This is a genomic window from Zarconia sp. (assembly GCF_057467645.1).
Map to the genome: position 1 here is coordinate 79,312 of NZ_JBRJXU010000102.1, position 15,171 is coordinate 94,482.

Consider the following 15,171-nt stretch of genomic DNA (forward strand, 5'->3'; position numbering starts at 1 on the left):
GAATCGGCGGAATCGTTACATTACTTTACGAAAAAGTTCGATCGAGAGACAATCGATGCCCCTCGATCGCGATCGACCTCGTCTTAGTTGACAAAAGCTAATCCCACTGGGCGATCGAGACGATCGTCCGATGCAAAGCTATCAATGAATTCTCCCGTCACTCCGTCATAACGCAAAAGTTCGTCCGTTCCACTACTGACGTAGAGATTGCCATCGAGACCAAAGGTGACATCACCCGGCTCGTTCAGACCGCCAGAACCGGCGGCAACAAATTCATCAATAAATTCTCCGGTCACGCCGTCATAGCGCAATACTTCATGGCTAAACAAACTACTGACGTAGAGGTGGTCATCGGGGCCAAATGTAATTCCATCTCCATAGTTCAACCCACCACCGGAGGCAAAGACATCCATGAAGTTGCCAGAGCGACCGTCGTAGCGGAGAATTTGGTTGGTCAAACCGCTACTGACGTAGAGGTTGCCATCAGGTCCGAAGGCTAAGCCATCGGGTACGCTCAAGCCACCACCGGAAGCAAAAGTATCGATAAAGCTTCCGGTATCGCCATCGTAGCGCAGCACGCGATCGTTATCTCGGCTGCTGACGTAGAGATTGCCATCGGGACCGAAGGCTAAGTAGTCCGGTTCGTCGAGTCCTCCACTTCCGGTGGGAACGAAAACATCGATAAAGTTTCCAGTTTCCCCGTCATAACGCAGTACTTGGTGGTTGACAACGCTACTGACGTAAAGATTCTCATCGGGACCGATGGTCAATCCTAACGGGCCATCAAGTCCTCCACTTCCCGTAGGAACGAAGACATCGATAAAGTTACCCGTCTCGGCATTGAATTGTAAAATGCGATCGTTCTTCAGGCTGCCGACAAATAAGCTTTCTGTCGTATCTACAAAATCGAGGTCTGCTTCGGCAAAATCGAGACCGAAATCATCAAACATTCCGTTTGCCGTGATGAAGTCGTACTCGGTGCCGAGACCGTTGATGCCCGAAGCATAGCCGTTTTGGAAGTAAAAAGGCGTATAGCTTTCGCCGCTAGAGTCGACATCGAAGTATTCGTTGACGAATACTTCACCGACTCGACCGCTGTCGTTGGTAACCGTCGCATCGGTAATGTAGTAGTAGCCATCGAAACCGGTTTCGTTATTGACATCGGGTTGAACCACATCGTAGAGGGTTCCCACCTCTAACTCGCCCGCTTCTCCGTAAACGTAACCCGTGTAGTAGTCGTTCTCGGTTGTAAAGCCATCGTAGTAGTAAGTAAAGTCGTAGCGGACTAAGTTAGACGGCTCGGGTTCCGGAGCGGGAGGCGGGTTGAGAGCGACAATGGCTTCGGCTAACCCTAGGACATCGACGCGCTTGTAGTCCGCCCCGGTATTGACAACGTTATCGTCCTCATCGTCACCGTCGTTAATCGTTACCCCTGTGGACTGGAGGAGATTGCGGAATTCCTCAGAGGTCAGGCGGCGACCCAGTTCTTGCTGGGCAAGCTGTTGGGCGAGAACGGCAACCCCGGAAATATGCGCGGTGGCAAAGCTGGTTCCAGCCTGTTCGGTGGTGCCTCCGCCAGGACTCGCACCGGTAATATAGGCTCCGGGTGCGAAGATATCAGTGAGTTCGGGGTGACGTTGGGAGAAACTGACAATGCGATCGGCATCCGTTGAAAAATCGATCGCACCGTCTTCCCAGATTTCCACGCCATTACGGCTATCCCAAACCGCACCCACCGCGATAACGTTGGGATCGGCACCCGGATAGGCAATACCGGGATCGGTTTGATACTGATAGAAATTACTTCCAGCGGCTGCCACGACGATCGTATCCTGCGCCACGATCTGTTCGATTTCGTCGCTGATACCAACGGATTCGGGAGAGATAGCTTGATTGAAATTACCAGCTCCCAAGGATAGGTTGACGCTGGCAATATTGTAAGTGTCTGTATTCTCGACCACCCACTGCAATGCTTGTTCGACATTGCCCCAGGTTCCAGTACCATCATCGGATAACACCTTGAGATGGATAATGTCCGTACCGGGAGCGATACCCGGATAGGTGGTATCCTCGGAAGCCACAATACTCGAGACGAGGGTTCCATGTCCGTTGCGATCGAGGGCGACGGCATCGTTATCGGCAAAATCGTAGCTATAAACCACTCGATCGCCGAAGAAAGAATGATTGGTGTCAATACCGCTGTCGATAATTACCGTGGCATAGCCGCTACCGTCAATGTTGCCGAACCGAGGATCGCTGCGGAACGCTTCCATGTCCTCATCATCGGAAGGGGTCAAGTTAATGAGCGGCCCCGACTCTTCGGTAAATAGCTCGAACTCTTCCTCGGAACCGGTGGTGGTAATCCCACTCGTACGGGGAGTCACCGAGAGATTGATACTGTAGTCTGTGGTGACCACATCCGACCATTCCACCCGAATGTAATAGGTTCCCGCCTCGAGGGGGGCCGAGATGGAATTGCCGATCGATCCGGGGTCTTGGGAGGAGCCGATAACGTTTTGATTAACATCGAGCAGCTCGATTTGAGCGTTGCCGGTGAAAATATCCAAGTCTAGAGAAAGACTATTGGCAGCTCCCAAACTGAAGACGTAGTAGTCCTCGGTATCGGTACTGCTGACCCGATCGCTGTAAACCAGGGTATTGGAACCCACTTCCAAGGGATAAGCATCTTCAGGAGTATTCCCCGGATCGACGGTCACTTCTCGTTCGTCAGTCTCCGTCTGAGACATATCCCCCTCTAGCTCGATGACCGGGGTTTCTTCATCGACTTCTTCGGGGGCTTCCATGACTGGATCGACCGGTGGTTCTTCGATCGGCTCTTCGGGCATTTCCGGCACAATTTCATGCAACCGGATGAGCGTCATCTCGTCGTTACCAAATTCCGTTCCTCCAGAATGGTCGAACCCTCGTAAAACCGCGATCGACTCTCCCGTCGCCCGATTGCGCACGATCGTGTCACTGTCATCATCCCCCGCACCGGAGACAATTTCGACATCGGCAAACGTCAAGCCATCGGTGAGTTCCAGCCAATCTTCACCGCCACTGTAGTCTAAAATCAGATCGGCATTCGCCGGGTCTGCATCGCCACTGCCGATAACAAATCGATCGTATCCTCCACCGCCCCACAGTGTATCGCTACCTTCTTCTCCTAAAAGAATATCGTTACCATTATCTCCGGAAAGGATATCGTTATCTAATCCACCAAATATAAAATCGTTATCTTTTCCGCCTTGAAGGACGTCAGCCCCTTCATTTCCATATAAGCTATCGTTACCTTCGTTCCCAAATACCCAATCGTCTCCACCATAGCCAAGGGCTAAATCGTTCCCGCCATAGCCCAATAACCCTTCATTTTGCACGCTGCCGAATAATTCATCATCGTTGGGAGTTCCCGGCAGCAAAACCAGATTGTTAGCGGGAAAATTTAGGGTCAACAACTCATCCATGATTCATCCTTCCTCTAATTCGGTACGAACTCCCTGAAACTCGCTCGATCGCGCCAACACCAATACGAAAACCACAAAACGCGCGATCGAACTTCTACCCTTACATCGGTCTGGCTATCCCCCAATTTCTGCGAATCGGCAAAATCGTTACATAACTTCATACTTGCCAGAAAAAAAGCGATCGTCTATCCCTTCCCTGCCTCTTCTGCCTCCTCTGCCTCCAAGGAGGGCAAAGCATTTGGTTTTGTGAGGTTTCGTTTGACCCATCCTTCATCGCCCAAATGCTTGTGCCCCTAAAGCCCTCCCCAATATCCGGGATCGCCAAAGTCGATCGTGGATAATTAAGAGGAACGAGGGATGTCCTCTCTCCAGCGCCTTCGCATTTGGGGTCAAAATCGGTCGATCTACTCAAAAACCGCAAACGATCGCCACTAGAGAGTCCATCTGCATCCCTCGCTCTCGAATCGAACGCTCTGCTAGCAATATTTAGGTCTACAAACATGGAAGATTTTGCTCAACTGCCAGGTTTAGCCACCGTCGTCATGGTGGTTGACGGTTCCCCCATCACGATTCAACTCGATGGTACGAACGCACCGATTACAGCCGGCAACTTTGTCGATCTCGTCGAGCGTCGGTTCTATGACGGCATTTCCTTTCACCGCGTCGTCGATGATTTTGTCGTTCAAGGCGGCGACCCCCAAAGCCTCGATCCCAACTTTAGCGGTCAATTGGGGACGGGGGGTTTTATCGATCCGGCGACCGGAGAAGAGCGCACGATTCCGCTTGAAATCAAACCCCAAGGGTCGGATACACCGCTCATTAACCAGACCTTCAGCGACCCCGCACCAGTTCTCTCGAATACCCGCGCGACTATCGCCATGGCCCGAGCGACCGCGCTCGATTCGGCGTCTTCTCAGTTTTATTTCAACTTAGTAGACAATTTCAGTTTAGACGGTCGATTTGCGGTATTCGGTAACGTCACCAGCGATTTTAGCGTCATCGAACAGATTGAAATTGGCGATCGCATTGAAGCTGCTCGAGTTACCGACGGTATTATCCCCAGTCGGGTTTCGCAAATTGTCACCGACCAAACGCTGCTCAATAGCTATATCAACCAGTTAAATGCCGATAGCCTTCCCCTCTCATTCAGTGTGGGTTCCGACGGGGACGATACGGTACAACTCACCCCAGAACTGAACGCCCAAAATCCCGTGGGAACGGTTCTCTTGGGTGGAAACGATACGGCACTGGGATCGGAGTCGAGTGACATCTTTTACGCCAACGAAGGCAACGATTCCTTGCAAGGAGCTGGAGGAGACGATCGCCTCTGGGCCCTCGATGGTGACGATGTGGTGACCGGCGGTGTTGGTAATGACATTGCCAACGGAAATGTCGGCAATGACAACCTCGATGGGGGAGCGGGGGATGACTTTCTCCGAGGTGGCAAAAATAACGACACTCTGACCGGGGGTGAAGGAAACGATTTCCTGATCGGCGATTTTGGTTCGGATGTCTTAATTGGGGGAACCGGAGCGGATACGTTTATCCTACGAACGGAAACCGAATTGGGTCAGCAAGATGCCGAAGTGGTCGATCGCATTGTCGATTTTAACGCAGCGGAGGGCGATCGGATTATTGTAGCTGGAGATATCGATTTCTCGACGGTACAATTTGTCGCTCTCGATGCCGATACTCTGATTCAAGTCACTGGAGGTGATATCTTAGGTCGCGTTCAGAATACCACCCCCGATGTGGTACAGGGCGCAACCCTTGCCGTGGGCAGTGGAGATCTCGGACTAGGCATCGGCTAATCTGGTGCGTACGTAGATATTCACAACTTCTTCACAGTCGATCGTTAGGATGCTAAGTAAGCAGCCGGGTGGTGCTGATGACATATGAAAGGTGTGGAGAAGACAATGATGAGATTTGTCCGCGAAAGTATTGAGATGACTTGCGTATCCTCTGTATCGATCGTTGGGTTGTGCGTCAGTGTTGGACTGACCGGACTGACGGGTCTCAATACAGATAGTCATATGGGTGCATCCTCGGTTTCTGGCGAGCAGCAGTGGTTGCTCGTCGAAGCCGAACGCGATGAGGGGGAGCCTCGCCGCCCTGGAGATGGAATTAACCGTTATGGCATTAACGGTTAGTACCCAGTGGCATTGAGAACTCCCCCGATGTGACTCAGACTGAGGGTTTAGGCTATTTCTCCGTATGAGTCAACAGAGTTGGTTTTGTTTTTAAAGAGATTATAAACGGACAAGAGAAAAAATGCCAACGATTGCGACTGGATGAAATCGGCGTACGATTTTCCGTGTAAAGCTGCCATGGAGAGAGTTGAAATCTCCAGTTTGCTTTAAACGATAAATTGCACGAAATAATTGCTTGCACAAAAACAAAAAACCACGCTCGATAGAGCTTTGAAGAAGCTCTCATTACCTAAATGTTTTGCAATTTTAGATCGCTTTTAACCAGGGAACTTCGATCTAAAATTGCAAACTTCTTTATTTCATTGGAGTTTAGACAAGTTTAAACAATCGAAAGGTCAAATCCCGATCTTGACTAGATTTGAGAGTTGTCTGGAGGAGAAGGGAATGCAATCCCCAAAAATCTCACCCGATCGGGGTTTTTGCCTTCGTTATCGAAGTTTTGTCTAAACGCCAGTCATTGGAGCATTGAGGGAGACGGAAGGCTTTCTCGTTCTCCAGACTCTCATAATAGAGATGGATCGGATCGAGTGCAGGTCAAGACCGATCGTTTTGGGCATCGGAGGGAGTCACCGGAGAGAAACGATCCCGTTCGCCAACAGGAACGATCGCCGATCGCCCGAACTCGATCGAAGACCCAGCAAAGCGCTCAAGGTTAATGGCAGGAACTGAGGAATTATGACGATCGAGGATCGAGAACTTCGGACGACCTTTCGAGATTCAAGCCAAGAGCATTTACAAAAACTCAACGATGGGTTGTTTTACCTGGAAACCCATGCAGACGATCTCGATCGCATCAAAGCCCTCGTGCGAGAGATTCATACCCTCAAAAGTGAAGCGGCGATGTTGGAACTCAAAGACATCGCCACGTTATCCCATCAAATCGAACATATCTTAGGAACCCTCGCCTCGGGCAAACGGACCGTTTCCGAGCAAGTCATCGAGCAGCTGGGAATGGGGTTAGATGCCATCGGCAAACTCGTTCGCGAAGCCGTATCCGGGGAACCCTCCGGCGTGAAAGCATTTTACATCCTCGCCACGTTGATGGGAGCCGGCAAACCCGAGCCACCCACAGCGCCCGAGCCTCAGCCCCCAGAGCCGATCGCTTCCGCCGAACGCAAGCCGTCTCCAGTCCCCTCTTCCAGCCCTCCCCCTGCAAGCAAAGGTCGCTTGTACATCGACGATGACGAACTGCGCCACACGTTCAAAATCGCTTGTGAAGAGCACCTGCAAAAATTAGAAAACGGCGTGTTGCACCTGGAAACTCGACCCGACGATCGCGACAAGATGGAAGAGCTGTTGCGGGAAATCCACAGTATCAAAGGAGATGCCGGGATGCTGGGGGTTCACGATATCGTCCCCCTCGCTCACACCTGGGAACAGCAGTTGATTCCCGTCAAAGAAGGAAAGCAAGTCTTTTGCGCTCAATTGAGCGAGCGTCTCTATCAAGGATTAGATGCGATCGGCAAACTGACCCGCGAAGCCGTGACGGGGGAAGTTGCCGGGGTAGATATTGCCCAAGTGCTGACCCGATTAACAGGGGATACCTCCGATTCAAATAACGGCCAGACCGAGGCTTCCCAGGGTAATCCAACCAGTCCAGACGAAGAAGACGTTGCGAGTAACGGTCGCACCTCAACATCCCAATATTCATCCACCCAGACCGGTCTCTACCGCATCGATACCATTCGAGTCGCCACCTCGAACTTAGATGCGTTGATGAATCAAACCGGAGAACTCACCGTCACGAAAATCCGAATCGCCCATCGGCTGTCTCAAATCGAAGCCATTGCCAATTTATGGGAAGAGTTGAATCGAGATGCATTTGCCAATCGTCTGGCACTCGAAGCCTTGGAGCGCGGCGAACTCAACGGTTCTCTTAATGCCATTCAGTCTTGGTCTCAACGAACCCAAACCCGACTCGATCGCCTCGGTCTGCTCGTGGGGGACCTCAAACAGCAAGCCAGTGAGGACACCGCTCGCCTCGAAGGGATTTCGAGCGAACTCGAAGAGGGGGTGCGGACCCTGCGGCTGTTGCCCCTATCCACGATTTTTAACCTGTTTCCTCGGATGGTGCGAGATTTAGCCAAACGACAGGGCAAAGAGGTAGAGTTTGCCCTGTCCGGAGGAGAAACCCAAGCCGACAAACGGATTCTCGAAGACATCAAAGACCCCCTGTTGCACATCTTGCGCAATGCCATCGACCACGGCATCGAAACCCCCGAAGAACGAGAAAAGCTCGGCAAATCCCCCAAAGCGCGATTGGGATTGCGAGGTCGTCAAAGCGGGAACAATATCATCATCGAAATCATGGATGATGGGCGCGGCTTGGATTTAGAAAAAATCAAAAAAACGGCGATCGAACGGAAACTGTACCGAGAAGAAGACCTCGCCGCGATGACACCGGAGCAAATTCAAGAGCTGATTTTCATGCCCGGATTTTCCACCCGTAGCTTCGTCACCGAAATTTCCGGTCGGGGGGTGGGTTTGGATGTGGTGCGCGCCAACGTCGAGCGCCTCAAAGGTTCGGTGAGTATCCAATCGGTTCCCAACCAAGGCTCCATCGTCCGCATGGAGTTGGGAACGACGCTGGCAACCGCCCATGTTTTATTGGTTGCCGTCAATGGTGTTACCTATGCCTTACCCATCGAGTTCGTACAAGCGGCTCGATCGATTTCTCGGGAGGAAGTTTTTTCGATCGAGGGTCGAGATACGATTTTGATGGGAAATCAGCCGATATCGATCGTCCAATTGGCTCATTTATTAGAGCTAGAACAAAACCCCACCCTTCCCACTTTGACTCGACGGCAACCTTGTATCGTTCTCAAAGTCGGACAAGACTATTTAGGGTTACTCGTCGATGCCCTGCTCGACGAACAAGATGCCATTCTCAAACCCCAAAGTCGATTGCTCAAACGAGTGCGCAACGTCGCCGGAGCCACAATTTTGGGAACGGGGGAAGTGTGTATGGTGCTCGAGCCCCAAGATTTACTCGCTTCGGTGCAGGTGGCATCTGGAACGGCCCTTCCCAAACCCAACCTCGATCGAGAAGCGCGCCAGCAGTCGATTTTGCTCGTAGAAGATTCGATCGCCACGCGCACCCAAGAAAAACGAATTTTAGAAGGAGCCGGTTACGAAGTAGTGGCGGCCGTCGATGGGTTGGATGGATTGAAAAAGTTACCCACCCGCGAATTCGATGCCGTGGTATCGGATATCCAAATGCCCAATTTAGATGGTTTGGCACTCACGAGTCGGATTCGATCGCAGCCGGAATATAGCGAACTGCCGATTATTCTGGTGACCTCCCTCGCCACCGACGAAGATCGCCGTAAAGGGGCCGAAGTTGGAGCCAATGCGTACATTACCAAAAGCAGCCTCAACCAAGACGTCCTCTTAGAAACCCTCAAGCGTTTGGTTTAACATCAGTGTTGGACAAGACAGTTTTGGATGAGAGTGGGGAACGGGGAACGGGGAAGTTATAGCAACCGCGCCTAGCAATTAGGACATCGTGAGGGTGAGCTGGCAATCGCGGTGGGAGCAGGGGGAGCAGCGATCGAGCAAAATAGAATAGACACCAACCCCTTGCAATCTGCCAAGAGCACCATGGCCATTCGCGTTTTACTGGTTGAAGACTCTCCGGTTTTCCTCATCGTTCTCAAACGGATGCTAGAGTCCAGCGAGGATTTAGAGGTCGTGGGAACGGCGCGCACGGGAAAAGAAGCATTAACCTTGATTCCCCAGGTGCAACCTCAAGTCATCTGTACGGATTTGCATATGCCCGAGATGGATGGTTTGGAATTGACCAAAGAAGTGATGGCCAAATATCCCCGCCCGATTTTAGTGCTGAGCGCGTCCGTGCAAGCTGAAAATACGCAAAACGTCTTTCAAGTGCTCGCGGCTGGGGCTGTTGATGTGTTGCCTAAGCCGATGGCTGGGGTGAGTGCAGATCTCGAAGCCCTCAAACGAGAAGTCATTGCCAAGATTAAAGTACTCGCTGGGGTGACGGTGTTTACCTTGCACCGCCACCGTCGAGAACCATCAATATTCGGGTCAACGAGCGAGGGTTCATCGAAAAACAGCATCGGTCATGTCGCGCCGACCCCTGCTTCTGCCAAGCCTCAAACCCCTGGCTCCTCCGTTGGCGATGGTTTGCACGTGGGTGGCTATAAAATGGTGGGCATCGGGTCTTCTACCGGAGGACCTCAAGCCTTGCAATCCATTCTGAAGGCGTTACCCACGAATTTTCCCGTGCCGGTGGTGTGCGTCCAACATATCAGCGCGGGTTTCTTGCTCGGATTGGTTCAATGGCTCGATGGGGAGTGCGCGCTGCCGGTTCAAATTGCTCAGTTGGGGGAAATCCCTCAACCCGGTACGGTTTATTTTCCCCCAGAAGATCGTCATTTAGAATTCGATTGCTTCGGAAGATTTACCGACTCCATGGCACCGCCGCGAGCGGGTCATCGTCCCTCCATTTCCGTTACCTTTGAGTCCTTAGCACAGTGCTATACTTATCAATCTATCGGCATTCTGCTGACGGGAATGGGTCGAGATGGGGCAAGCGGCATGCAAAAAATAGATCGAGCCGGTGGAGTGACGATCGCCCAGGATGAAGCGAGCAGCGTGGTCTTTGGAATGCCCAAAGAGGCGATCGCCCTCGGTGCGGCTCAACATATTTTACCCGTCAGCGCGATCGCGCCCCTACTGACAGAACGATTGTTGGCCCACCAGCTTGCTCTCGATCCCATCGCCGAGTTGTCCCGAATGCGACACAATAAAAACAGATAGCGATTTCATATTCGATGAACTCGGGATAATCAAACGATGAGTAATACCAGTAATTTTCGCGAAGCCATGCGGCAGGCGAACGGTCAACCGTTAGTCGGCCCCAACGTGATTGCCAATGCCTTGCCCTATGTCGGAGGTGGGTTAGTTCTGACAGCTGTCGGGACATACGGCGGCTTGCAGGTTCTGCAAAACAATCCGGCGATCTTCATGCCCACCTTCTGGGGGGCGTTGATTGTCGAGTTAATCTTATTTTTCGTCGCCCGTGGTGTCGCCGAGAAGGGAAATAACAGCATCGCACTGCCCTTGCTGGCGACCTACAGCCTACTGTCGGGCTATACCCTGACGGGGCTAGTTGCCCTCGCCCTTTCCACGCCCGGAGTCGGAATTACCGGCATCGGAGTTTCCGCCCTCGGTTGCGGCGTGACCTTCATTGCCGCCCGTCAAATTGGTTCTAACCTGTCGGAAGAAGACGGGATGGCACTGACAAAAACGGTGCAGTTGGGTGTCATTGCCCTATTGGTGGTTCTCGTCGCCCAAGCACTGTTTGCCTTGTTTGGTGTTTTTACGCCAACTTGGTTGGAAATCGGGATTTCCGGTCTCGGCGTATTTCTGTTTGCCGGTGTGGCGGTGGTGGATTTCTACATCCTGCCTCGTTCTTACCGCGACGACCAATATCTACCGGCCGCACTTTCGATGTACTTAACGTACATCAACTTGTTTGTTTTCATCCTGCGGCTATTAATTGCCTTGAATAGCCGCGATTAAATTTGCCGCGAACGGCTAGTGCAACCTTTGTGAGGTTTTAAATTTACTCAATTTACGCAAACGGTAAATTAAAGACTTCAGATATTAAGTGGCACTAAAGCGCGATCGAATATCGCGTCAATGAGGAGAGGGGTACGCACGCCCCTCTTTTTTGATGTCGATCGCGTTCGAAGGAGTGGCAACAGCGATAAAACGACAAGATCGAGAGAATTCTGGTGTATTCTGAGAGCGTCGAAACGACAATCGAATCACACATATCGAGTCATATATCTATTCGTTAAATCATGGAATTGGGGCAACCGGAATACGAATTTAACAGCAGCCAAAACCAGCTTCTTGCCGATCTCGCCGTAAAAATGCGCTTTGTGGGGATACTTTCGATCGCTTTGGGGGGACTGTCGATGTTCTGCGGGGCGATCGCGAGCTTGATGACACTCTCGGGGGCGATCGACGGTTTGGGTTTTAGCTTCAGCCTCTTGATTCAAGGCACTCTGGCACTGTTGGTGGGTTTCTGGACTCGCAAAGCCTCCGGTGCCTTCAAGCTGATTGTCGATACCGAAGGTCGCGATATCGAAAATTTAACCATCGCCCTGGGGGAATTACGAAAACTTTACACCCTCCAGTATGGGCTGATTCTCATCGTTTTTATCTTATTTGCAGGGGTGATTCTCTCGGCACTCCTGCTTTCTTTGAGGGGGGGGTGAGAGAGAGCAGGGGGAGTTGGGGGAGACAAGGGGACAAGGGGACAAGGGGACAAGGGGACAAGGGAGATGAATTTTCCCTACACCCTACACCTTTCACCAATGCCCTACACCCCATACCCCATTCCCCATGACTGAAAATTTGTCACGATACCGGCGCGAACTGCTATAACCGAACTCGATATTCGTCTGGTTTTACGCCAAAATGCGCCGAATGACCTCACCACTGACCCGATCGCTAACCATTGCCGTACCGATTTGCGTGGGGAGGACGAAGCGGACGATTCCACCTTTGACTTTCTTATCGCTTTGCAAGGCCGTGAGGATATCATCCACGGCTAAATTCGGGGGAACCTGGGTCGGCAATTGGGTTTTTTCAATGAGTGCCAACTGACGGCGATCGCATTGTGCATTCCACAGTCCCAACTCAATAGCGATTCGGCTGGCCGCAACCATCCCGATGGCAACCGCTTCCCCGTGCACGAAGGTGGTATAGTCTGTGAGGCTTTCCACAGCGTGACCGATGGTGTGACCGTAGTTGAGAATCGCCCGCAACCCCGCTTCCTTTTCGTCCTGACTGACGACATCGGCTTTGGCTTGGCACGATCGCCCTAAAATCTCTTCTAAGAGTGCAGTCTCCAAATATTCGAGGCGATCGAGGCGAGGGGCATTTTCCAACTGCTCGAACAACCGATCGTCCCAAATAATCCCATATTTAATGACCTCAGCCATGCCTGCCCGAAATTCCCGTTCCGGAAGAGTTTGCAGCACTTCCGGGTCGATGAGAACCAGGCGAGGTTGATAAAACGCACCGATGAGGTTTTTCCCCTGGGGATGGTTGACTCCAGTTTTACCGCCGATGGAGGCATCCACCATTGCCAGCAAAGAAGTGGGAACTTGCACGAAATTTAGTCCCCGCAGCCAAGTTGCCGCCGCAAATCCGGTCATGTCTCCAACCACCCCACCGCCCAGGGCAACCATCGTCGAGGAACGTTCCAGGCGAAACCCGAGGGCGGTATCGTAAATCTTTTGAATGGATTCGAGGGTTTTATATTGTTCCCCTGCCGGTATGAGGTGGTGGGCAACCTCATATCCTGCAGCTTCTAATGCAGCGATCGTTCGTTGTCCGTAATGTCCGAAAATTTCTGGGTTGGACACCACGAGTACTTTTTGACCTAATTTCAACGGCCCCATCAACTCTCCGAGCCGATCCAATTTTCCCGCAGCAATCTCGATTTGGTAAGACTGCTGGGGTAACTTCACCTCGATCGCAGACATTTAGACACTTTACCCCACGCAAACGTATTTGTGGGATGTATTTTAGCGCATGGCGTGTTTCAATAGTTTATATCGATCGAAAATGGAGAATAGTTAATGTCCGGCGCACTTGTTTATGTTTTAATGCTCGGTGGTGCATTTGCTACGGCTGTCATTTTAATGTTCGGCTTGCGAGCAGTTAAACTCATTTAATTAAACTGACGCTAACAATCTAACCATAAAATATGTTAAACGCGATCGCTGTATAGGGTCGCGTTTTTGATGGCATCGATCGAAGGAACTTTAACGAAAAATACGTAGAATTACCGAGGCTAAGAATCCCAGCCAAAAATTAACGTGGAGATAGGTGCATCTTTGCCATCCTTTTTCAACAGTATGAATCCCACAAATTCTTGTCGCTATCCACTCGCAAGTTTCGAGCAACTTGTCTGTGAAATCATTAAGATTAACAAAGCTTGGAAAGTTGCCTGTGAAATGGGAGACTCCAATTCTCAAATGGCCACTTCAATTAAGAATATCAAAACCCGCTGGCAAGTTCGACTTTTGCGACTCTATGCACCCGAACGGGTTTATCTCCAACTCGATGCCGCAGCACAATCAGAAGAAGAACTATACGGATTATTACTGCGCGAACCCATTGATGGCTATGCCAATGCCACTCATCTTCCCGTTCGAGTGGCTCGCTCTCGGTTATCGGCTGAAGAAATTGTCAAGTTTAGTGAAATTTAGGTTCTGTTGACATTTCATACTCGAAGCCTTTACCCGTAGTGTTTACGAAGCATTGCGCTCGTACAGATGAAATTCAGTCATCACATGGGGTTGAACGCCAAATGTCAACACAGCCTAGTGTTTGAATTGTTTTTGATAAATTGATAAGTGTGGAATCGGGTTGTCTCAATAGGCTAAATTAACGTCAGTTCGGGATAAGCTGAAACCCTCATTATTTCGTTGACTGAAAACCTGATTCTCACGAGAGAATACCCTCAAAAGTGGTCTGAACCCGAACTCACGTTAAATTAAAGACCTCTCGATCGTGTGTATGTCGATGGATTTCTGAAATCATCTCAATGTCGTAAAATATTGACTCAATTTCCCCTCATCCGATGACAATTTTTAAGATAGCTTGAAAAGAGCGATTCCCGACTGAAGAATTGGGAATTCGATCGAATCGACTCATCATTGTTAAGAATCTAACAAACATCTGTAGGGGTCAACGGTCGTTAACCCCTACAATACTATTGACCCTGACAATGCTGAAATTAGAGTCTCAATCCGTTTGCCGGTCGCTGACCATTGAACCCGATCGGACTTAATTGCTAATTAATTATCATCAATGCGGCATTCCGGCGCATCGGGATTTTCCTCGCAGTAGGACTTCAGTGAATTTGACTCGCTTGCTTTTTTATCGGCGCGCTGGTGTGCGGCTGCTGCTTGCAGTTCTTCGACGATATCCCAAGCCGCAGCACACTCTTTAGAAGTCGCGCCTTTTTCAGCACAAATCGTCCGTGCGTCATCTCGGGCCGCTTCGATTTCGTCTTCAATAAAGAGTCGTTTCGGCTTTTCGATGAAGTCGCCTTTTTTCAGGATATCGCTGACGGAGATGATACCGAGTAGTTTCTCTTTAATCACCGGGGCGCGACGGAGGCGAGTATTGGCAAATAACCGCGCGACGTATTCGACCCCCAGTTCGGGATTAACCACGATACAGGGCTTGGTCATAATTTCGTAAACCCGCGTTTTCTTGGGGTCGTGTCCGTAGGCAGCAACCTTATAAACGATATCAGTTTCTGTCACCATACCGTAGGGATCGTTTTCATTACGCGGTTCGACAATCAGCGCCCGCAAACCCTTGTCTTTCATTAACCCAACAGCAGCTGCAACAGTAGCAGACCCCTCAATGGTTACGACCTCTCGGGTCATAATATCTTCTGCTTTTAGCACGATAAGACCTCTTTATCCAGTAGATTTACA

The 15,171-nt window shown here is 50.8% G+C and carries 11 protein-coding genes; 8 read left to right on the forward strand and 3 right to left on the reverse strand.

Annotation, left to right across the window (positions count from 1 at the left end; translation table 11 throughout):
* Window positions 1-83: 83 nt before the first annotated feature.
* Complete coding sequence (locus AC2215_RS15380) at window positions 84-3,464, reverse strand: S8 family serine peptidase (RefSeq protein WP_486810897.1); 3,381 nt, start codon at window positions 3,462-3,464, stop codon at window positions 84-86.
* A 500-nt stretch (window positions 3,465-3,964) separates the two neighbouring features.
* Between AC2215_RS15380 and AC2215_RS15385 the strand changes: the two genes are divergently transcribed.
* From AC2215_RS15385 to AC2215_RS15410, 6 genes are all read left to right on the forward strand, one after another.
* On the forward strand, window positions 3,965-5,275 hold the full coding sequence (locus tag AC2215_RS15385; RefSeq protein WP_486810898.1) for a peptidylprolyl isomerase: 1,311 nt from the start codon (window positions 3,965-3,967) through the stop codon (window positions 5,273-5,275).
* A gap of 105 nt (window positions 5,276-5,380) precedes the next feature.
* Entirely contained in the window at window positions 5,381-5,614 is a 234-nt protein-coding gene (locus tag AC2215_RS15390) for a hypothetical protein (protein ID WP_486810899.1), read from the forward strand.
* A 735-nt stretch (window positions 5,615-6,349) separates the two neighbouring features.
* Window positions 6,350-9,091: a hybrid sensor histidine kinase/response regulator gene (locus tag AC2215_RS15395; protein ID WP_486810900.1), complete on the forward strand. Its 2,742-nt coding sequence runs from the start codon at window positions 6,350-6,352 to the stop codon at window positions 9,089-9,091.
* Window positions 9,092-9,274: 183 nt separating this feature from the next.
* A complete protein-coding gene (gene cheB, locus AC2215_RS15400; protein ID WP_486810933.1) occupies window positions 9,275-10,456 on the forward strand; it encodes a chemotaxis-specific protein-glutamate methyltransferase CheB in 1,182 nt (393 codons plus the stop codon).
* A gap of 36 nt (window positions 10,457-10,492) precedes the next feature.
* A complete protein-coding gene (locus AC2215_RS15405; RefSeq protein ID WP_486810901.1) occupies window positions 10,493-11,221 on the forward strand; it encodes a Bax inhibitor-1/YccA family protein in 729 nt (242 codons plus the stop codon).
* Window positions 11,222-11,505: 284 nt separating this feature from the next.
* Window positions 11,506-11,925, forward strand: coding sequence for a hypothetical protein (locus AC2215_RS15410; protein WP_486810902.1), 420 nt, complete (start codon window positions 11,506-11,508; stop codon window positions 11,923-11,925).
* 192 nt (window positions 11,926-12,117) lie between these two features.
* Here the strand turns inward: AC2215_RS15410 and aroB are convergent, their stop codons facing one another.
* The gene (gene aroB, locus AC2215_RS15415) at window positions 12,118-13,200 is read right to left on the reverse strand and encodes a 3-dehydroquinate synthase (RefSeq protein ID WP_486810903.1); all 1,083 of its coding nucleotides are present in this window, start codon (window positions 13,198-13,200) and stop codon (window positions 12,118-12,120) included.
* A gap of 96 nt (window positions 13,201-13,296) precedes the next feature.
* Between aroB and petL the strand changes: the two genes are divergently transcribed.
* On the forward strand, window positions 13,297-13,392 hold the full coding sequence (gene petL, locus AC2215_RS15420) for a cytochrome b6-f complex subunit PetL (protein WP_264319644.1): 96 nt from the start codon (window positions 13,297-13,299) through the stop codon (window positions 13,390-13,392).
* Window positions 13,393-13,674: 282 nt separating this feature from the next.
* The gene (locus AC2215_RS15425) at window positions 13,675-13,929 is read left to right on the forward strand and encodes a hypothetical protein (RefSeq protein ID WP_486810904.1); all 255 of its coding nucleotides are present in this window, start codon (window positions 13,675-13,677) and stop codon (window positions 13,927-13,929) included.
* 591 nt (window positions 13,930-14,520) lie between these two features.
* Here AC2215_RS15425 and AC2215_RS15430 read toward each other — a convergent pair.
* Complete coding sequence (locus tag AC2215_RS15430; protein WP_486810934.1) at window positions 14,521-15,144, reverse strand: CP12 domain-containing protein; 624 nt, start codon at window positions 15,142-15,144, stop codon at window positions 14,521-14,523.
* Window positions 15,145-15,171: the final 27 nt, after the last annotated feature.

Excerpts from the sequence above, each read along its gene's own strand:
- AC2215_RS15380 (WP_486810897.1), bottom strand. The coding sequence starts at position 3,464 with ATGGATGAGTTGTTGACCCTAAATTTTCCCGCTAACAATCTGGTTTTG.
- AC2215_RS15385 (WP_486810898.1), top strand. The coding sequence starts at position 3,965 with ATGGAAGATTTTGCTCAACTGCCAGGTTTAGCCACCGTCGTCATGGTG.
- AC2215_RS15390 (WP_486810899.1), top strand. The coding sequence starts at position 5,381 with ATGATGAGATTTGTCCGCGAAAGTATTGAGATGACTTGCGTATCCTCT.
- AC2215_RS15395 (WP_486810900.1), top strand. The coding sequence starts at position 6,350 with ATGACGATCGAGGATCGAGAACTTCGGACGACCTTTCGAGATTCAAGC.
- cheB (WP_486810933.1), top strand. The coding sequence starts at position 9,275 with ATGGCCATTCGCGTTTTACTGGTTGAAGACTCTCCGGTTTTCCTCATC.
- AC2215_RS15405 (WP_486810901.1), top strand. The coding sequence starts at position 10,493 with ATGAGTAATACCAGTAATTTTCGCGAAGCCATGCGGCAGGCGAACGGT.
- AC2215_RS15410 (WP_486810902.1), top strand. The coding sequence starts at position 11,506 with ATGGAATTGGGGCAACCGGAATACGAATTTAACAGCAGCCAAAACCAG.
- aroB (WP_486810903.1), bottom strand. The coding sequence starts at position 13,200 with ATGTCTGCGATCGAGGTGAAGTTACCCCAGCAGTCTTACCAAATCGAG.
- petL (WP_264319644.1), top strand. The coding sequence starts at position 13,297 with ATGTCCGGCGCACTTGTTTATGTTTTAATGCTCGGTGGTGCATTTGCT.
- AC2215_RS15425 (WP_486810904.1), top strand. The coding sequence starts at position 13,675 with ATGGGAGACTCCAATTCTCAAATGGCCACTTCAATTAAGAATATCAAA.